Below are 21,549 nucleotides of genomic sequence, written 5' to 3'. Positions count from 1 at the left end.
TAGTGATCAGTTATCTTCTAAATAACTTGATTACTTATAATCTCACCATTGATTACCACAAAAAACTGAACGCTAAAAACTCTGAATACTGAACACTAAAAATTGAACACTAAAAATCTGAACACTGAACACTATGAACACAATTTCACCATGGACTGCAACAGTGCAAACTGATATAGACAACAGTAAACCGCTGATTACAAAACAGAAATCAGGATATACTTTTGAATTTTACAGCATCAGAGATTCTTTTTGGGTTGTTGCTTTGGGAACAAAAAAAGAACGAATTGCTTTTCGCATGGCGTATGCATTAAACAGTTTTTTTGAAATTAATTCTATTACCGATTCAGAAAAAGAAATTAATATTAAACTTCAGACAGAATTAGGAAAATATGAAATCACGTTCGATTTTCCAGAATCAGAATCGCATCTGTTTCATTATAAAACTTCGTTTGAAGCTTATCTCCCGCTTACAATTCCGTTTTGGCCGCGTGACATACTTCTTCTTACACAAAATGGAAATATAGAAAACACAGTTGGAAAAATCCATGTTAAACAAGTCGGCACGAGATCTGGATTGCTGTTTGCAAGTATTACAAAACCGAAAAAGTGTACGCTGTTTTACTTTCAAAACCTTACCGCACTTTCAGACTATTGCGAAGCAACGAAGACAACGGTAAATGAATCCGTAAACGGAGATTGGCCAGAAATAGGATTTCAGCTCCCACAAGCACTTGAAGAACCGCTTCCAGCTGGAAAAAAATTTATTATTTCTGATGCTTATGTTTTGCTTGGAGATGAGACAAAAGAGGATCCTTCCAAATTGTGTATGGATTATTTAGAAAGTCTGGCACAGATTTACAAACTCATTCCACGTCCCGAAACAGAATATCATGACTGGCTCGAAATTACGCAGAAAACCTTATCGCATTTAGAATACAATAAAGGCTGCTGGACACAAACCAATGGTATTCCGTATCTCAATGCCTATTTATGCGATTACGAAACACCAGCCGAAAGTATGGTGCAATTGGCTGTTTTAACACCGCTTAAAGAATACGAAAAATGGAAGTCTGAAACCTACCGCTTATCTGAAGATTTACGTAGCGGTCTTTCTACTTTTTATGATGAAAAAATAAAAAGCATTACCCGCTGGCTTCCTGCACTTCATAACAAACTAGATCAATCTGAAGAGCAGAAGAAAGACACGACAATGGATTCTTGGTACCTGCATCATCCGCTAATTAATTTGGCTAGACTTGCTATTTCTGGAGATAAAAATGCAGAAAAACTAGTTTTGGATTCTATTGATTTTGTTATAAAAGCGACACACCATTTCGATTATCAATGGCCTGTTTTCTATAACGTTGAAACTTTTGAAGTTATAAAAGAAGAAACTCAACCGGGAAAAGGAGGCGAAAAAGATGTTCCAGGCGCTTATGCTCATTTAATGCTTTTAGTCTATCATTTGACAAAAGAAAAACGTTATTTAAATGAGGCAGAAAAGTCAGCGAAACAGCTTAGCCAGTGCGGATTTGATATTTTCTATCAGGCTAATAATACGGCTTTCTCTGCCAATGCTTTATTAGAACTATATAAAATCACGAATAAAAGAATTTACCTCGAAACGAGTTATATGTGTCTTGCTGGACTCTTCAAAAATGTGCAGCTTTGGGAATGCAATTACGGTTTCGGAAAATTCTATAATAATTTCTTTTCTATTTTTCCTTTAAATGATGCGCCATATACGGCAGCTTACGAAGAAATGGAAGTTTATACCGCTTTAAGAGAATACATCATTCAGGCGAAAGACGTAGATATTCTGCCTGGTCTTAGAATTCTGCTTCCTGAATTTGTAAAATATGCTGTAAACAGAATTCCGTATTATTATCCTTCTATGCTGCCCAAAGAAATGCTTTCAGAAGAGGTCAAAACAGGAGAAATCCAGCCTGATTTATATGCTCCTCTTGAAGACTTATATGTGGGCTGGGAACAAAGCGGACAAGTTGGTCAGGAAGTTTATGGCGCTGGTGCTGCTTTTGCGGTCGTGCCGAGACAATATTTTAAAGTAGATGATAATCTGACGATTTTTACAGATTATCCGGTCAGCAGTTTTACAAAGAGAAAAAATGCTGTTTTTCTAAAAATAGACGGCAATGAAGAAATGCAATGCAGTTTAAAAATTATTTTAAAACAAAATATAAAAACACTGCAGGTATTTCAGAATGACGTACAGCTTTTGTATCTCAATAAAAATGCTAAAATGCAGGAATACAAAATTAAGGGAAAAGCTAAGATTAGAATAAACTGGTAATTGTGCAGATAGAAAAATAAAGGCAAAGTTCTTTTTCATGATCAGAACTTTGCCTTAATGATTATTTCCAAGGATCTAAAACTACTTTTACACAGTTGTCTTCTTTCTTTTTGAAAATGTCATAAGCATGTGCAATTTCAGATAGCGGAAGTCGGTGCGTAATAATATCGTCCAATTTTACTTTTCCCTGAACAACATATTCCAAAAGCTTATCAATATGTTTGTGCGCAGGAGCCTGACCTCCTTTCAAAACAATACCTTTATCAAAAAATTGCCCCAAAGGAAAATTATCATAATTCACAGGATATACTCCTAGTACAGATACGATTCCATTTCTTCTTACTGCACTCATACAAGCTTCAAGGACTTTAATTGAACCTTTTTCAAAATTGATGGTAGCTTTAATGCGATCTCCTAAATTTCGGTCTGGCTCAAAACCTACCGCATCTATGCAGACATCAGCACCGCGTCCGTTCGTCATCGCTCTAATTTGTTCGATCACTTCTTTTGGACCATCTTCCCAAAGTAAGGTAACAGAATCTGTGGTGGCTTTTGCTTTGTCTAATCGGTATTGCAGTGTATCTACAATAATAACCAATCCTGCACCGCGAAGCCACGCACTTTTGGCAGCCATAATTCCTACTGGACCAGCTCCAAAAATAGCCACTGTTTCTCCGCCTTTTACCTCTCCCCAATCGACTCCTGTATAACCTGTTGGAAAAATATCGGTCAAGAACAGCACCTGCTCGTCTGATAAATCTTCAGGTACCATTCTCGGACCATAATTGGCATACGGAACTCGCACATATTGCGCTTGTCCTCCATCATAACCGCCGTACAAATCGGTGTAGCCAAAAAGAGCACCACCTTTTTGAGTAGCAATGCCGCCTTCTGGCCCGTAATGTTCTGGATTACTATGTTCGCAATTTCCTGGAGAATCATGCTCACAGAAAAAACAGTTTCCGCAGGCAATCGGAAATGGCACTACAACCCTATCGCCTCGTTTTAAGTGTGTAACTGTTGATCCCGTTTCTTCTACGATTCCCATAAACTCATGGCCTAAAACCATGGGACGTGGCTGCGGAAATCCTCCTGAATAAATATGAAGATCAGAACCACAAATGGCCGTAGAAGTTACTTTTAAAATTATATCGTCTTTTTCTTTTAATATCGGATCGTCGACTGTATCATATTTGATCGAGCCTGGTCCGTGTATCACTGCTGCTTTCATAAATAAATATTTTAAATTACGATCACTAAATAACTATATATTAAAAAGTTATGCTTATAATACTTTAATCCATAATTACATAAATCAAACGCTGATCGCAAATCTCAGTTCCATTAAATCCTGTAAGTTCTGTCTAAAAAAGTATAATACTTTTAAATGCCTATTTTATGAATTTTGTGATAAATCGTATAATCAATTATGGAAACAAAATTTAAGAAAGGACAAAATGTCAAACAGGAGTTTGGCGGTCCAATAATGACGGTAATTGGTTTTGAACCAGAACTTATCGAAAATATTATTACCCAATGGGAAGATGAAGAAGGAACTATTATTACAGGAAAGTTTATGGATTCTGTTTTAGTAAAAGCTTGAAACTTATATTATCAACTCAGAAACTAATAAAAAGCCTTTAAGGAAATCGAATGAATTGAATGGAAAAGTTAAAAATAATAGTATCTTTAAACATATGAATTACAAATTTTAGAGGCATTTTTTATCCCTATATTTGTAATGCATACTTTTTTCAATGCTAATGTATGATCTTGCAAAATAAATTTCAAACCGAAGATATTTCTCAAAATTTAATAATAACGGCTATAGCTGTTTCTACAGGAGATTTAGATGTTTTAAAAAAAATAACAGCGCAAATACCTAAAGATTCGGATATGGCTTTTGTCATTATTCCGCAGCTATCCTCCTATCCGTCAGCTGAACTAGTTGAAGCAATAAGTCAAAATGCAAAAATTCCAGTTTCAGAAATTATAAGCGGAATCCATTTTCAGCCAAATACTATTTCTATCGTACCAGAGAATAATTATCTGTCTGCGGAAGATGGAATTTTGAAAATGCAGCATATAACTCGTATTGATAAAATTACGACGCCCATCGATATTTCCTTTGAAGCTTTAGCCAAAATATACAAGGAGTTTTCAATTGGTATTTTGCTTTCGGGAACATCGTCTGACGGCACGCACGGATTAAAGAAAATAAAAGAATTTGGCGGCACCGCCATAGTGCAAAATCCAGAAACCGCTGTTCATAAAACAACGGTTCAAAATGCTATGGAAGCCGATGCGGTCGACTTTGCTCTCACTCCAGAAAATATCATACCGCATTTAACAAGCATTCGTAAAAGTTATCTTTATAGCGATGAGGTAGATATTCCTAAAAAAGAAGATGGGGTTCTAAAGCAGATTTTAAATCTTATTTTGCAAAAAACAGGAAATGATTTCCTTCATTATAAAAAACCAACTATTTTAAGGCGCATTAACCGCAGAATGGTGGCTTTAAAAAAAGAAAATATTACTGATTATTATGACATTCTCCGCAATGATAAAAATGAACAGGAACTGTTAGCCAACGATTTAATAATTCCTGTGACTTACTTTTTTAGAGACGAAGATTCTTTCGATTCGCTTTCTAAAACAATTCTGCCTCAATTAATAGAAAACTGTACCGATAATACATTACGTATATGGACAGCAGCGTGTTCAACGGGAGAAGAAGCCTATTCGCTTGCTATAATTATCTGCGAATATTTCTCTCAGCATAACATCAAAGATATAAAAGTCCAGATTTTTGCTTCAGACATATCAGAGAAATCCATTGCCAAGGCGAGATCTGCCGTTTATTCTGCGCAAGATGTTCGCGATATTTCTGAAACTAGATTAGAAAATTATTTTACCAAACGCGAAGGACATTATCATATCAATAAAGTAATTCGCGATATGTGCGTTTTTGCGAGGCATAATTTTATAAAAGATCCGCCTTTTGCTAAAATCGATTTGGTTTCCTGCCGAAATGTGATGATTTATCTGGATTCGTTTTTACAGGAAAAAGTGTTGGGTTCTTTTCATTATTCTTTAAAAGAAAAAGGATTTCTTTTTCTTGGCAAGTCAGAGTCGGCAAATACGGCTTCTCATTTGTTTGAAACGATTGTCAAACAGGATAAAATTTACGCTAAAAAATTTACTCCTGCCCGTTATGTTCCGCAGCCATTTAAACCGATTTATAATACTATAAACCGCCAGACAGCAGTTGAAAGCGGTGATGAAATCGATTTTAGAAAAATAGCCGACGATATTCTATTTTCAAAATATACACCGGCCAGTGTTATTATTAATGAACATTTAGAAATTGTTCATTTTCATGGCGATACTTCTCCGTTTTTATTACCTGCACCAGGAAGGCCTAATTTTAATGTTTTAAAAATGGCTCGCGAAGGAATTGGTTTTGAGCTTCGCAATGCGATTTCTGAAATTAAAAAAAATAGAGAAAATATACTCCACGAAAACCTTACGGTAAAAGACCAGAATTATCAGGCTTCTTTTGAAATCCTTACACTTTCTAGTGACCAAGATCATCTTATGATTCTGTTTCATAAATGTCCGCTTCCTGAAACGGATTTGGATGCTAAACCGAACAAAAAAAATGCAGATCAGCTTCGAATTGCCGAACTCGAAAAGGAATTATCGCAATTGCGTGACGATATCAAAAAGGTTACCGAAGAACAGCAGATTGCTTTTGAGGAACTTCAGACAACCAATGAAGAGCTTTTAAGCAGCTCGGAAGAACTTCAGGCGCTTAATGAAGAACTGCAGACTTCAACTGAAGAGCTTCAGTCCAATAATCAGGAATTGATGTGCACCAATGACGAACTTTTGGATCGCCAAGAACAACTGCTTTCTATGCGCGATTATGCAGAATCTATCGTTCAGACTATTCGAGAACCTTTAATTATTATTGATAAAGATTATACCGTAAAAAGTGCCAATCCTGCTTTTTACAAATATTTTGGCACAACTGATAAAGAGACGGAAGGATTTTCTTTTTTTGAAATTGGAAACTCTCAGTGGGATATTCCTGATTTTAAGAATCTGATCTTACAAATGGCAGTTCAAAAACAGGCGATTGAAGAATATAAATTACAGATTTCCTGTCATGAAACAGATAAGAAAACCTTAATGGTGAATGCCCGTTTGCTTCAAAATACGAAACAGGACGGAATGGTTCTTTTGGCATTTGAAGATATTACAGATTTACTAGAATCAAATGAATTGCTGAACAATAGAAATACAGAATTGCAGGTTTACAACGAGCAGTTAGAAAACTTTACCTCTGCGGCAAGCCATGATCTGCAAGAGCCTCTCAATAAAATTTACATGCTTTGCGAGAGGATTTTTGATAAAGAAAAAAGTTTATCAGAAAACGGAAAACACAATCTGCAGCGTGCGATGTATTCGGTAAAAAATATGAGTCAGTTGATTACTGATCTTATCAATTATTCGAGAATAAGTTTTAACGAAAAAAAATCAAAAAAAACCGATTTTACGCTCCTTCTCAAAAAAACGCTCAATGATATCAAAGATTCTATTGAAGAAAAAGAAGCTGTAATTGAGCTTGCTATTGAAGAAAATAGCATACACGCCATTAATTTTCAAATACAGCAATTGCTAACCAATTTGATTTTAAATTCAATAAAATACTCTAAAGAAGATGTTGCGCCTCAAATTAAGATTGAATCTGTAAAAGCAACGTCGGAAGAGATAACAAAATTAGCAGGAAATCCAGAAATCGAATACGTCAAAATTACTGTTAGCGATAATGGCATCGGAATCGGCAAAGATTTTGAAAATCGTATTTTTGAGCCGTTCTACAGACTCCACAGTAAAGATGAATATTCAGGAAGCGGTCTAGGACTTACTTTGGTCAAAAAAATTGTTTCCAATCACAATGGTTTTATTCAAGTTGATAGCACCGTAGATGTGGGCACTGCTATAAGTATTTTTCTTCCTTCTTAGTACTAGCTTTAGAGTCTGTAGTCTTTAGTCCCCTAGTCCTTAGTTCCCAGTCCTTAGTTTTTTTTAGCATTAGCGTTAGCCTAAAACTAAGGACTAGGGACTATTGACTAAAAAAACTAACAGGAAAATGGGAATTATGAAAATCTTTATCATAAAAATACAAGAAGCTCTCCAAAAGTAAGATTATATTTACTTGAAAAGATATCAAATCAATCTTATAAAACGATCTAATATAGAGTGCTGTAATCAACCTCATAAATAAGTCCTGAGTGTGCATTTACAGTATCTATGACAGCAATTGAAAAATCAATAAAGTCTACTTTTAATAAAAATAGACTTTATTGACGAAAAATCCATTACGGTCTTGTTCTAATAGAATCTTGATTTTGTGGGGTCTTGTTTACAGTTCCAGACTTGACCGTTTTTCCTTTTTTATCAGTACGCTGTCTGTTGATTGTATCTCCCTTTTTAGTAGTGGAGCTTTTTTGTGTTTTTGTAGGATGTTTACTTTTCGTGTGAGTAGTATCCGTACTTTGTTTTTTCTGTGCAGGAGTTTCCTGAGCTGATGCAAATCCGAAAAATAGGATCATACAAAGGCATGCAATTACATTTTTCATAGTTCGATTATTTAATTAATAATTTGATTTTCAAAACAATAACTTTTGTTTGTTGCAAATTTTAAAGTTTTAGAAGTCTGTTTTTTACACCAAACAACATTTTAAATTATAAGATTGCCATAAACCTTGTAAACAAATGAAAACTAATGAAGTAACATCAGAAAAAATTACTCAACATAATTTTCCCGTTGTAGCCGTTGGAGCAGCAGCAAAAGAAATAGACTTACTAAAAAATGTGCTTTCTCATTTTCCAGCAGATTCGGGAATGGCTTATATTATTTTTGAAGATTTGTCTTCGCCCCAATCAGAAAATCTTGCAGCGACACTTTCTGCAGATTCAAAAATGCCAGTTGTTGAAATTATTCATGATATTAATATTCAGCCCAATACTATTTATCTTATTCCTGAAAATAATCTCCTAGTTGTAGAAAACGGGACATTGCAACTAAAATATACCAACCGAAGCAACAAAACCAACAATTGTTTCGATATCTTTTTTGAAGCAATAGGCGAAACTTATCAGAAATACAGTGTAGGTTTAATGCTCGCTTGGACTCCTTTTGACGGATCTACAGGTCTTAAAAAACTAAAAGAAGCGGGCGGCACTACGGTAGCCGTTGTTTCTAAAGGCGGATTTGTGCAAAATGAAACCACAACGGCCTATATCGATCATTTTGTTTCTCCTCATGAGGTTACAAGCCAATTACGAGACATTCATAAAAGTAAAATACTGACGTACTCTTATGAAGAAAAGGAAGCTATACCAGACGAACAGGAATTGTTTGAACAGATTGTTTCTATACTGCTGCAAAAAACAGGAACCGATTTTCAGCATTATAAACACACTACTTTGCGCCGAAGAATTGCAAAAAGAATGGTGGCAACTAAACAGGAAACTATAGAGCGGTATTTGAATGTATTGAAAAATAATGAAGCTGAGCAAGATTTGCTTTTTAATGATTTATTAATTCCTGTAACGTACTTTTTTCGCGATCAGGAAGCTTTTGACAATTTATGCAAAAATACATTTCCATCACTAATAGATAATATCACGAGTGGAACAATACGTATCTGGTGCGCCGGATGTTCTACAGGAGAAGAAGCTTATTCTATTGCGATTTGCATTCACGATTATTTGGAGTCTGTAAACAAAACAGCTGTAAAAGTTCAGATTATTGCCTCCGATTTATCTAAAAAATGCATTTCAAAAGCTCGTGCAGGAGTTTATAGTTTACAGGACGTAAAAAATATAAGCGATGCCAGGCTCGAAAAATATTTTAATAAAAAAGACAACAGTTTTCATGTAAACAAAGTTATTCGCGATATGTGCATTTTTGCCGTTCATGATGTGACCAAAGATGCTCCTTTTGCAAAAATTGACTTTATTTCTTGCAGAAATGTATTAATATACTTTGATGCAGATTTGCAAAATGATGTCTTGGCGTCGTTTCATTATGCACTTAGAGATAACGGAATTCTTTTTCTGGGAAAATCTGAATGGGCGCATCACGTTCCGCATTTGTTTACAGCAATTGACAAAACTGATAAAATATACTCCCGCAAGAAAGTACCGCAGCTTCAGCCTAAAGAAAAATTTCATTCAGAATATCCTGTGAATATTAGCATTAAACAGCCTATTCAGACAGATTCAAATGAAAAAGATTATAAAAAAATCGCTTCAGATATACTTTTAGAGCAGTTTTCTCCTGCGACAGTAGTCATTAATGAAGATTTGGAAATTGTTTATTTTCACGGTGATACCAGCCCATTTTTACAGCCTGCTTCGGGAAAACCAAGTTTTAATATTATAAACATGGTGCGTGACGAACTCAAATTTGAACTGCGCAATTATATTTTGAAAGCCCGAAATGAGAAAAAGAATTTTTCTGGTGAATTTACAGCTATAAAAAATCAATCTTTTATGACCTCTTTTGAGGTTATTTATCTTCCTAATCATCCAGAATTGCTGCTGATTATATTCTGCAGAAAAATCAATAATCTAGACAAAACTGAACGGACGCAAGGCGTAGATCCAGATTATACCAAACAGATTGAAAAGGAATTAACACAGCTTAGAGGTGATTTTAAAAAAGTAACTGAAGAACAGCAGATTTATTTTGAGGAACTTCAGACTGCTAATGAAGAATTATTGAGCAGTACAGAAGAATTGCAAATCATCAATTATCAGCTTGAAAATTCGACTGTCGAACTTCGATCCAACAATGCAGAACTGTCTTGCATTAATGATGAATTGAAAGAACATAGAGAAGAACTGGCTTCTATGCGTAATTTTTATGAATCGATTGTAAAAACCATAAGAGAACCTTTGATTATTATTGATAAAAATTATGTCGTAAAAAGTGCCAATCCCGCTTTCTACGAGTATTTTAAAACAACAGAAGAGCATACGGAAGGTTTTTCGATTTTAGAAATAGGAAAGTCACATTGGAATATTCCTTCCTTTAAAGAATCCATATTAAAAAAAACGACACAAAATGAAATTTTAAAAAGTTTAAAATTGCAGTTTGATTTTGATATAATAGGGAAAAAAACAATTTTAATCAATGCCTCGCCTATTGTAAATTCTGCTCCAGCGGGAATGATTTTAATTGCACTGGAAGACATTACCGAATTAGAGCAGAGCAATGAATCTTTAAAAATAAAAAACGCTGAACTGCAAGCGTACAATAAACAATTAGAGTCTTTTACTTCTGCGGCAAGCGAAAGTCTGCTGGAACCTATCCGAAAAATTTATATGTTCGGAAAAAAGGTTTTAGACAGCGAAAAAACAATATCTGAAACTGGAAAATACAATTTGAACCGTCTCTTAAGTTCGGCCAATAATATGAATCAGCTTATTGTAGATGTTATCGAATATTCGAAAATAAACTTTAACCGAAAAGACAAAGACTTTAAAAGAACCGATTTAAATGTGGTACTGAAGAAAACCGTTAATGATCTAAAAACAGTCATAAACGAAAAGAAACCAGTTATAAATCTAGAGCCCTTGCCTACTCTTCACGTTATTCCTTTACAAATGCAGCAGCTTTTTTCGCATTTGATCATCAATTCTATTAAATATGCCAAAGAAGGTGCTGTTTCAGAAATTACAGTTGGAGCAGAAAATGTGGCTCCAGAAGAGATAGTAGATTTTGGAGCTAATCCAGAAGTAAATTATGTAAAGCTATTTGTAAGCGATAATGGCATTGGTTTTAACAAAGATTTTGAAGCACTAATTTTTAATCCTTTTTATAAACTTCAAAGCAATGACGCACAATACGGAAGCGGACTCGGATTGACTTTGGTTCAAAAGATTGTCTATAATCATAAAGGATATATAAGAGTCTGGAGCGAACCCAATAAAGGAACAACAGTCTCTATTTATTTGCCTTCGTAAAAGCATTTTAAAAGATAATAATAAATCTGTTGGATAAAATTCAAGCCATTTGAAATTTACCCAAAAGAATCCGAAGGATTAAAATATTTATAGAATTTGTGTTACATCGCGAATATACCCCCTTCGGGGTCACATTGTACAGGCAAGCTTTTTTGCTATAAATATTTGAATCCTTCGGATTCCTAATTTCTAAAAACTTTTTGATTTTTTATATCTATCATTTTCAGCACGCAAATTTATACAGAATGCATTTCAGCATAATTCTAAAATCTTCACTTCTGAAGATTTTTTGTTTTGTGGCAATTGTAGAATAATGGTTTAAAATTCTATAAAAACGGCTCAATCTTAAAATTTAAATTTGAAATACCTGATAATTTACAGCCTGCAACTACCTACAAACCTGAAAGATAAGACTGTATTTTATTGTAAAGTTTTTAACTAATTCTAGAAACAACATGAAAAATTTTCAAGACGAAAAACAACGAGATTTATCCATCAATACCTCCGATGGAACAAACAAATTTTTAACCACAGATCAAGGTGTTCGAATTAACGATGATAATAATTCGCTTAAAGCTGGAGACCGCGGACCTTCTTTATTAGAAGATTTTATTTTAAGAGAAAAAATTACACATTTTGATCACGAAAGAATTCCAGAACGTATTGTACACGCCCGCGGATCTGGAGCGCATGGATTTTTTGAAGTAACAAATCCGATTCCAGAATTGACAAAAGCAGGATTTTTACAGGAAAAAGGACAAATAACACCTGTTTTTGCTCGATTTTCTACCGTTGCAGGATCACGAGGCTCTACAGATCTTGCTAGAGATGCTCGAGGATTTGCGGTAAAGTTTTATACTCAGGAAGGAATTTATGATTTGGTAGCCAATAATATTCCGGTATTTTTTATTCAAGATGCGGCTAAATTTCCAGATTTAATTCATGCCGTAAAACCAGAACCTCATAACGAAATTCCTCAAGCTGCATCGGCACACGACACTTTTTGGGACTTTATTTCTTTAATGCCAGAATCCATGCACATGATTATGTGGGTCATGTCTGATCGTGCGATACCGAGAAGTTACAGAATGATGGAAGGTTTTGGCGTGCATACTTTTAGACTGGTAAATGCACAGGAAGAATCGGTTTTTGTAAAATTCCATTGGAAACCAAAATTAGGAACACATGCCGTTGCTTGGGACGAAGCGCAGAAAATTTCAGGAAAAAACCCAGATTTTCACAGACAAGATTTATGGGAAGCCATTGAAATGGGAAATTTCCCAGAATGGGAATTAGGCGTTCAGATTATTCCAACAGAAGACGAACATAAATATAATTTTGATCTTTTGGATCCAACCAAAATTGTTCCCGAAGAATTAGTTCCGGTAACTATAGTAGGAAGAATGGTTTTGAACAAAAATCCTGAAAATTTCTTTGCAGAAACAGAACAGATCGCTTTCCATCCGGGACACGTTGTACCAGGAATTGATTTTACCAATGATCCGCTTTTACAGGGACGATTATTTTCTTATACCGATACGCAATTATCAAGATTAGGAAGTCCGAATTTTCATGAAATTCCGATCAACAGAAGCGTTGCGCCAGTCCATAACAATCAGCGTGACGGGCACATGCGTCAGGAAATTAATAAAGGACGTGTAAGCTATCACCCCAATTCATTAGGCGGCGGATGTCCGTATCAGGCAAAAATTGCAGAAGGCGGTTTTGCTAGCTTTAACGAACGTGTAGATGCACATAAAGTACGAGCAAGAAGCGAAAGTTTTACAGATCATTTCGGACAGGCAAAACTGTTTTTTAACAGCCAGACACCAGAAGAAAAAAGCCATATCGTAAAAGCATTGCGTTTTGAACTTGGAAAAGTAGAAACTACTGCCATTAGAGTACGAATGCTAGCTTTATTGTCTCAAGTTGATACAGAACTTGCCGAAAAAGTAGCTGTTGGACTTGGCGCTACTGTGCCACCGATTTTAGAAACTCCAATTAACAAAGGTGTTTCTCCAGAAACAGAAGAAGCAGGAACTCAGGAACCGCATCCAAATACTTCTGAAGTAGAATCTTCGCAGGCGTTAAGCATGGTTAATAATCCAACCAACTCGCCTACTATAGAATCTAGAAAAGTAGCCATTTTAGTTTCTGACGGCGTTTCTGAAGCGTCTGTTATGAATATCAAAAATGCACTCAAAAAAGCAGGTGCCAAAGGCTGTGTTATTGCACCGCACTTAGGTTCTGTTTTAACCGATTCTGATGGAGCGCTTGCTGCAGAGTTCAGTTTCCTTACTGCATCATCGGTTTTGTTTGATGCCGTTTATGTGCCACATGGTTTAGGCTTAAATGTACTAGCAGAAAATGATGATGTGATGGAATACTTGAATGACGCTTACAAACACTGCAAAGTAATCGGTGCCGATGGAGAAGCTTCTGAAATTATCAGCGGAGCACCATTTGCTTCAAAAATCACCAATGAAGATGAAGGTATAATCCTTACGAGCGAAATCGCAACTGAAGCCTTTGCTCAGGATTTCATAAACGCAATGAGCAAACATCGTTTTTGGCAGCGTGAACCAAACTTATATATCTAATATCAAAAAAAAAACAAAAATGAAAAATTCAGAAAAACAAGGTCAGAAAAATGCGGCTCAGCCAAAAGCGAGCCAAACAAAAGATATAAAAAATAATACTGCAAAAAATATTGTAGAGCCAGCAGCAGATGCGGCTACAGAATTGAAAGATTTATTTATTGACAGTTTAAAAGATATTTACTGGGCCGAAAATGCCTTGGTAGGTGCTTTGCCTAAAATGGCGGCTAATGCATCTGCTGCGGGACTTGCAGGTGCTGTTTTAGAACATCTTGCTATCACTCAAAACCAAGTTTCAAGATTGGAACAGGTTTTTGATTTATTAGGTGAGAAAGCCGAAGGAAAAAAATGCGAAGCTATGGCTGGTCTGCTAAAAGAAGGAGACAGCATTTTAGAAGAGACGGCTCCAGGCCCTGTTAGAGATGCTGGAATTATAGCAGCTTCACAAAAAATCGAGCATTATGAAATTGCTTCTTATGGAACATTGGTTGCTTTTGCAAAGGCAATTGGTGAAAATGATGCCGCAAAATTATTGACTCAGACGCTTGCAGAAGAGAAAGAAGCAGATTGCATCTTAAATGATGTCGCGCTCAATCTAGTGAATTTTGCTGCAGTTGCTGAATAAGAATTTACTGTTACTACTTCTTACTTTGAAAACACCTGTGATTTTTTGCAGGTGTTTTTTTTAATGAAAATCTCGAAACTGATAATTATACAACTTGAAGTCAATCTATATGTAAAATAATGATTTATAGACGCTTTACATTTGACTTATTAACAAATTTAAAGAATTATATTATGGCAACTTCAAACAAAAAAAGTGCTGATAGTGTTAAAGCATCAGACAAAAAAATGGATAAAAAAGAAAGCGGTTCTAAAGCTTCTTCAGGTTCTAAAAAAGAATCAGGGTCATCTAAAAAATAACATTTAAAAAAATTGTATTATGAGTTTAGAAGAAAAAGAAAATTATACTCTGAGAGAGGAGAATTTTCAAAATAAAGAAAACTATCAAGATCCAGATATTGACACACCCCCAGATCACTCTATATCTGACAATGCAGAGCCGGATTATGGAAACGATTTGGACACAAATGAATTGGGCAGTCAAGAATTTGGCAATGAAAAACTTGGCAATGAAGAAAGTTACACAGACGAATTTGATGATGAGGATTTAGAAAGTGACGAACTGGATGATGAATTTGACAATGAAGACATCAGTAATGAAGATTTAGACAATGAAGATCTTGGAGATTTAAATAACGAAGATGGTACAAATCCTAATCGAAATTTATAAAAACTAAAACCCATCTAGTTTTTTAGATGGGTTTGTTTTTTAGAAGTTTAAATTTTGCTTTTCGTTCTTTATCTTCTTTCGATTGGTCATTTTTTGCAGTCCAAAATTGAATGATAGTATACAATACTTGTTTGAATTTTTCTTCACTGTAAGGACTTATGAAATAACTCTTTGCAGGAACAGAATACGTATCTATAATAAAGCAGTTTGGAAACAAAACTGAAAAAAACAAACAAGGACAATCTAGTTTTTGGCTGGTCATAGTATGATTTTCCAAATTCTTATGCTTGTTTTTTTCTTCAAATTGAAGAATATTGGCAAAAATCAGAAAAGGTTTTACTTTATGTGACAGTAATTCCTCGTATGATTCTTGAAGTGTATCAAAATATAATATTTTATTGCCTATCGTTAATTCCAAAAAAATCTGGGCAAATAAACGGCGATCTTCTATATTTTCTTCTATAATTATGATTGGCCCTCTTTTATCCATGATATTTCATTTTTGGGATTACACTTGAGAATCTTACAAAGATCAATAGAATTGAAGGGGCGATTTGTATAATTACCATTTCAATGTTACATAATTCCCATGTTTGGTTATTTTATAAGCATTTAAAGCACAAATTAGCTTCTAAATTCAGTAAGAAAACAACAATAATCACCTCAATAAGTGGGAATTATATAAAATATAGAATATAATTCTGTAAGATATACGCAAGCTTGAATTTATCTTTGTAAAAACAAATCAATCATAAAAATTACATGAAAAAGTTTAAGATTCTATTTATCATTATTGTAGTTCTTACATCAGTTTTAAATTATGGCTGTGAACATCTTTGCGAAGATGAAAGTTCAAGTGCTACCCACAAAGAAGCATTCTTACACAAAACAGATACACTTAACGTATCTAAAATTGATTAATTCTTAAAATACTCAGTTATGGAAACCACCAAATCAACTCTTAGTAAAAATAAATGCAGTCTCTCTAGTACACGCATATTGCAGGGAGAAAATAATGAAATGATCTGCTTAAAGATCTATAATGGAGATTGGGGCGATTGGGATGAAAAACCATCAAACAACATTCAGCATATTAATCTTGAATCTGATACTACTATTATAGAAGCTCAATTTTAATGAGCCATAATTCTCACACCTTTACATTAAAAGGTATTGCATTAGAATTTTATATCATCGATTTCAAATTAAACTCTCACAATATATACAACTGCTTCTCGATAAAAGAATTATTTTATCTGAATCAATTGAAAAATAGACCGATTTCTTAATTATTTATAAAATGATTTTTAAATTGTAAACTACAGGTCACAAAGCCAAATGGCGCCAATTGTCTTCAATTGGCGCCATTTTTTTATTACACCCCCAATTTAATATGTAAACCTATTTATTTTTTTGCTCCACTAAATTATAAATACAACTTGGTTTTTAATTTACATTTCTCCAAAGATAAAATTGGGATTCCTACAATCCGTAATTGTTAATAAAAAGCAAAGGCCTTTGTTACATTGTAGTATTTTTACATACATTTGAAACGTATCAATATTTAACTATTTTATTAAACATTATCATTATAAATAGTTAAAACTCACAAAACTAACAATCATAACCTTATTAAAAAATTATGAATTTCACAAAACCACATCAATCTACTTCTGCAAAACTGTATAAAAAGGTTCTATTTCAATTTCTCTTGTAGCATCTACAATCTTCTTACTAAATAAACCACTCACAAAACAAATGCATTTTATTTCTATTTCTCAAAAAATAGAATAGAACTATTATTGCCTTTTTTCAAAAAACCACAAACCAATTAATGAGACAAACAATTCTATTATTATTATGTTGCTTTCTTTTTTTATCAAATAATTTACAAGCACAAATATCCGGTACAGTCAAAGGATATGTAACAGATACCATAAACAAGTCTAATTTAGCGAAAGCATCAGTCTCTTTGTTAAGAGCACAAGATTCTATTTTAGTAAAATTTACACGAGCTAAAGAAAATGGCTCTTTTGAGTTGAATAATATTAAAGCCGGTAAATTTATTTTACTGGTTTCTTATCCCAAATATGCCGATTTTGTAGATCAATTTTCAGTAGATTCTACAAACTTAATCAAAGATTATGGCAAAATTAATTTGGCCGATAAGGGAAGATTACTAACCGAAGTAATTATAAAAGGCAATAGAGCCGCCATGAAAATCAAAGGAGATACATTAGAATTTGATCCTAAGGCATTTAAAATAGAACCTAATGCAAAGGTGGAAGATCTGATTAAACAATTCCCTGGAATACAAATTGATAAGGATGGGAAAATTACCGCTCAAGGCGAAACTGTAACCAAAGTTTTGGTTGATGGTGAAGAATTTTTTGGCGATGATCCCACTTTAGTTACAAAAAATCTACGTGCAGACATGGTTGATAAAGTACAATTGTACGACAAAAAAAGTGATCAAGCGGCTTTTACAGGAATTGATGATGGCCAGAAAACCAAAACGCTAAATGTTAAACTTAAAGAAGACAAAAAAAATGGCCATTTCGGGAAAGTAGAACTCGGAGGAGGAACTGATAATTATTACAAAGGCCAAGCCATGTTTAATAAGTTTTGGGATAAGAAAAAATTAGCTGCTTATGGCATTTTAGGCAACACTGGACAAGTAGGATTAGGATGGGGAGATAAAGATAAATATGGCCAAACCAGTTATCAGGTAACTGATGACGGCGGTATTTATTTTACGAACAGTGGTAATGATGAATTTGAAAGTTGGGATGGACAATTTAATGGTGAAGGGATTCCGGTAGTGCAAACTGGCGGAATACATTTTGACAATAAATGGAACGAAGATAAAGAATCGATCAATGCAAATTATAAAATTGGCGATATCAAACTTTCAGGAAATCGAAATGATATTAACCAGCAAAATTTAAGTTCTAGCAGCATTTATAATACTTCAGACAAGAGTTTTGAAAAAAACATGACTAAAAACAAACTCGATCTGGCTTATGAAATTAAAATTGATACTACTTTGACTTTAAAATTAAATGTTGATGGGTTATTTAAAAAAAGCAATTCAAGTGAAGCAGAGATGCGAAAAGGTACTGACGAACAAGGTAACCAATTGAACAATTTGAAACAGACAACTACAAACGATGCTGATGATAAAACATTTAATATAAATACTTTATTAACCAAAAGGCTTAAGAAAAAAGGTCGAACATTATCTCTTAATTTAAGCCAATCAAGCACCGATAGCAAAAGTGATGGTTATTTAAATTCTAGGGCTGAATTTTTTACAGCATCCGTAATTAGTCCAGATAGCACCAAAGTAGTCGATCAAAAGAAAGTCAACAATATTAGCAATACTGCTTTTAAATCAAATTTAATCTATACCGAACCCCTATCCAAAAGTCTATCTGTAATTCTTAATTATGGATTCAACATTAGCAACGGAAAAGCGGATCGTAAATCTTTTAATCAGTCTCCAAATGGCGATTATAATGTTTTGGATTCTATTTTTAGCAATAATTATGAATTAGACCAAACGATAAACCAAATTGGAGCGATTTTTAATTACAAAAAGAATAAAACTGTTTTTTCTTTTGGTTCAAAATTTAGTGGTGTAAACTTTAAACAATATGATGTTTATACGGATAGTTCTTTTACGCAAAAATTTATCAACTACATGCCTCAGATGAGCTATCAATATAATTTTAAACAAAGAGAAGTATTGCGTTTGTCGTATAACGGAAACACGGAGCAGCCGACACTAGATCAAATACAGCCAATACGAAATAATCAAAACCCATTAAATACGATTGTGGGTAATCCAAATTTAGATCCTTCTTTTAAAAATACTTTTAGAGGAAATTATTATTCGTATAAAGTACTAAGCAATCAATATTTTTCGGTTAATGGATCATATAATATTACGCTAAATCCGATAATAAGCAATGTGGTTACAAATGATAGAGGACAAAGTATTTCTCAATTTGTAAACCTAAAAAACAAAGCTGCAACAAGTTATTTTCTGAATGGTAATTTCGGCCAAACAATCAAAGCCATAGACATGACAGCAGGAATTGGTTTCAGCGCTAACAAAAATGTAAACTACAATTACATCAATACGCAACTGAATCAAACTAAAAATTCAACGTATTCTCTTAATTTAAACTTATCAAAGAATAAAGAAAAAAAATATAATTTTAATACTAGTTTCGGACCTACTTACAACGTGGCTGATGCAAGCATCAACGAAAATAGTGATAGTAATGGCTGGGGTTTTAATGGGAATTTCTGGGCCAGTATACAATTACCTTTCAAACTAGAAATTAGCACAGATGGTAATTATCAATATAATGGAAAAACGCAAGTGATTCAGGAGAGTTTTGAACGTTTTCTTTGGAATGCATCGATCACCAAAAAATTCTTAAAATCAGATAATTTAAGAGTTTCTATAACCGGAAGAGATCTTTTAAACCAAAATGTAGGATTTAATCGTTCTGCATTTAATGGAAATATCAATCAAAGCACTTACACCACTATTCAAAGATACTTTATGTTCTCTGTAAGCTGGGATTTCAGCAAAATGGGCGGAGGAGAAATTAAACAAAACTAAAACCATGAAAACAATACTAAATCGCATTTTAATTATAATAACTGTATTGGCAAGCTGCAATACTTTTGCACAAAATGACCACTTTGTAGAAAATGGCGTAATCGAATTTGAGAAAAAATCGAATATGTATGCTTTGATTACAAAAAAAATAAAAGGAGAAACGGACAGTTACTATAAATTAGCTTTCGAAGGTTATAAAAAAAACAATCCACAATTTAAAACTGTAAAAAGCACACTTAGCTTTTCCAAAAACAAAAGTTTGTATAAATGGAATGAAAGCACTGAATCGACTAGCAACAACAGTTGGATTGCAGATGACGCAATGGCTAATTTAAAAAATGTTATCGCCACAGATCTGGATACGAAAACCAGTATTACACAAAAAAATGTTTATGATGATTTATACTTAGTTAAAGACAGTTTGCGCAAAATTGATTGGAAAATTACCGATGAGACCAGAGAAATTGCGGGTTATGAATGCCGCAGAGCAAATGCTATAGTTCTCGATTCTGTTTATGTTGTTGCCTATTACACGATTCAAATTCCGTTTTCTGGCGGCCCTGAATCTTTTACAGGATTGCCCGGAACAATTTTAGGATTGGCCATGCCACATGAAAACATGACGTGGTTTGCTACAAAGGTTACCGAAATTCCAGTTTCTGACAAAGATTTAGCACCACCAATCAAAGGTAAACCTACTGACAATAAAGGACTAAACAAAATACTTCTAGATGCTTTGAAAGACTGGGGAAAATGGGCAAAAAAAACATTACAAGCTTATTCTTTATAAAGACTAATCTAAATGGTTCCTGAGAATTTTAGAATATAGTAATGGCGTCGGCGATAGTAAAGAAATTAAAGGCTACAAAACAAACTTTTATCTTTGATGTGTGATTTAGTTCAATAGAATTTGTTTATTTCACAAATCTACTGAACATCTCTTTAATTTCATCAAAATTATCTGGTTTCGAAATGTATTCAACAGAGATATCATTTTTTTTAAGCCAGGCATACATGAATTCTTCAGGAGGAGTAGAAATTAAAACTACTTCTATCTGCTCAAATTTCTTTTCTGATTTCATCTGCTTTAGAAAATCGAGTCCGTTTATCATAGGCATATTATAATCCAAAAAGATAAGATCAGGAAGCTGTTCTGCATTTCTTAATTCTGCTAGAGCGGTTTTAGGATTTGATACGGTACGATATACAGCATTTGTCTGCATTGAATTCAGAGCTTCTAAAAACAATTCGGTATCATCAATGTCATCATCCACAAGAAGGATATTTTTGTAACGCATTTTATTCTTTTTATATTCTATAAAACTTATAATCAGCTTATTTACGTTTGTTTTTGTATAATGGTTTTTATTCTTATCCGAAAATTTTGTTAATCTTTTGGGTTTTGGTTGTTTGCGTATTTAGTGTTGTTAGCGTATCGCTGTCATCTATTATGCTAGCGCGAGCGTCCCGCTCGTGCCCGCAACGATGTCTCGTCCTGAAAAAAGTTTACATATTTATACTTAATCCTAAAATAGATTTACCGTTGAGTTTTAGTCCTATTATAGGTTTACAATGATAGGATTTTTTACGTAATAATTCTTCCATAATTTTTCTGTCTTTAAATTATATTTATGCACTTGATTTGGTGTAAGATTGCCGATGC

15 protein-coding genes are annotated in these 21,549 nt (G+C 33.9%); 11 read left to right on the top strand and 4 right to left on the bottom strand.

The window, feature by feature from the left end:
* The first annotated feature begins 133 nt into the window (after positions 1-133).
* Positions 134-2,314, top strand: coding sequence for a hypothetical protein (locus AC3E9W_RS15480; protein WP_488769044.1), 2,181 nt, complete (start codon positions 134-136; stop codon positions 2,312-2,314).
* 61 nt (positions 2,315-2,375) lie between these two features.
* On the opposite strand, the gene AC3E9W_RS15475 is transcribed toward AC3E9W_RS15480, so the two are convergent.
* Entirely contained in the window at positions 2,376-3,545 is a 1,170-nt protein-coding gene (locus AC3E9W_RS15475; protein ID WP_456893053.1) for a zinc-dependent alcohol dehydrogenase, read from the bottom strand.
* A 198-nt stretch (positions 3,546-3,743) separates the two neighbouring features.
* Between AC3E9W_RS15475 and AC3E9W_RS15470 the strand changes: the two genes are divergently transcribed.
* Entirely contained in the window at positions 3,744-3,917 is a 174-nt protein-coding gene (locus AC3E9W_RS15470) for a hypothetical protein (RefSeq protein WP_306155456.1), read from the top strand.
* Between the two features lie 164 nt (positions 3,918-4,081).
* Entirely contained in the window at positions 4,082-7,345 is a 3,264-nt protein-coding gene (locus AC3E9W_RS15465; protein ID WP_488769043.1) for a CheR family methyltransferase, read from the top strand.
* Positions 7,346-7,701: 356 nt separating this feature from the next.
* Here the strand turns inward: AC3E9W_RS15465 and AC3E9W_RS15460 are convergent, their stop codons facing one another.
* A complete protein-coding gene (locus AC3E9W_RS15460; RefSeq protein ID WP_488769042.1) occupies positions 7,702-7,962 on the bottom strand; it encodes a hypothetical protein in 261 nt (86 codons plus the stop codon).
* 136 nt (positions 7,963-8,098) lie between these two features.
* On the opposite strand from AC3E9W_RS15460, the gene AC3E9W_RS15455 reads away from it, so the two are divergent.
* The 5 genes from AC3E9W_RS15455 (at position 8,099) to AC3E9W_RS15435 (ending at position 15,250) form a co-directional block, all read left to right on the top strand.
* Complete coding sequence (locus AC3E9W_RS15455) at positions 8,099-11,359, top strand: CheR family methyltransferase (protein WP_488769041.1); 3,261 nt, start codon at positions 8,099-8,101, stop codon at positions 11,357-11,359.
* Positions 11,360-11,814: 455 nt separating this feature from the next.
* Positions 11,815-13,959, top strand: a complete 2,145-nt coding sequence (locus AC3E9W_RS15450) for a catalase (RefSeq protein ID WP_488769040.1) — start codon at positions 11,815-11,817, stop codon at positions 13,957-13,959.
* 19 nt (positions 13,960-13,978) lie between these two features.
* Positions 13,979-14,581 carry a YciE/YciF ferroxidase family protein gene (locus AC3E9W_RS15445; RefSeq protein WP_306155466.1) on the top strand — a complete coding sequence of 201 codons (603 nt, stop codon included), beginning with the start codon at positions 13,979-13,981 and terminating at the stop codon, positions 14,579-14,581.
* 173 nt (positions 14,582-14,754) lie between these two features.
* The gene (locus tag AC3E9W_RS15440) at positions 14,755-14,880 is read left to right on the top strand and encodes a hypothetical protein (RefSeq protein WP_488769039.1); all 126 of its coding nucleotides are present in this window, start codon (positions 14,755-14,757) and stop codon (positions 14,878-14,880) included.
* Positions 14,881-14,899: 19 nt separating this feature from the next.
* A complete protein-coding gene (locus AC3E9W_RS15435; protein ID WP_488769038.1) occupies positions 14,900-15,250 on the top strand; it encodes a hypothetical protein in 351 nt (116 codons plus the stop codon).
* A 22-nt stretch (positions 15,251-15,272) separates the two neighbouring features.
* Here AC3E9W_RS15435 and AC3E9W_RS15430 read toward each other — a convergent pair whose 3' ends face one another.
* A complete protein-coding gene (locus tag AC3E9W_RS15430) occupies positions 15,273-15,740 on the bottom strand; it encodes a hypothetical protein (RefSeq protein ID WP_488769037.1) in 468 nt (155 codons plus the stop codon).
* A 449-nt stretch (positions 15,741-16,189) separates the two neighbouring features.
* Here AC3E9W_RS15430 and AC3E9W_RS15425 point away from each other — a divergent pair, with 449 nt between their 5' ends.
* From AC3E9W_RS15425 to AC3E9W_RS15415, 3 genes are all read left to right on the top strand, one after another.
* On the top strand, positions 16,190-16,387 hold the full coding sequence (locus AC3E9W_RS15425; protein WP_306155475.1) for a hypothetical protein: 198 nt from the start codon (positions 16,190-16,192) through the stop codon (positions 16,385-16,387).
* A gap of 835 nt (positions 16,388-17,222) precedes the next feature.
* On the top strand, positions 17,223-19,886 hold the full coding sequence (locus tag AC3E9W_RS15420) for an outer membrane beta-barrel family protein (RefSeq protein WP_488769036.1): 2,664 nt from the start codon (positions 17,223-17,225) through the stop codon (positions 19,884-19,886).
* Positions 19,887-19,890: 4 nt separating this feature from the next.
* The gene (locus AC3E9W_RS15415; protein ID WP_488769035.1) at positions 19,891-20,676 is read left to right on the top strand and encodes a GLPGLI family protein; all 786 of its coding nucleotides are present in this window, start codon (positions 19,891-19,893) and stop codon (positions 20,674-20,676) included.
* A gap of 124 nt (positions 20,677-20,800) precedes the next feature.
* On the opposite strand, the gene AC3E9W_RS15410 is transcribed toward AC3E9W_RS15415, so the two are convergent.
* A complete protein-coding gene (locus AC3E9W_RS15410; RefSeq protein ID WP_456893118.1) occupies positions 20,801-21,184 on the bottom strand; it encodes a response regulator in 384 nt (127 codons plus the stop codon).
* Positions 21,185-21,549 lie beyond the last annotated feature (365 nt).

Source organism: Flavobacterium sp. 38, from assembly GCF_057799715.1.
This window is presented reverse-complemented; position numbering and strand designations above follow the sequence as displayed.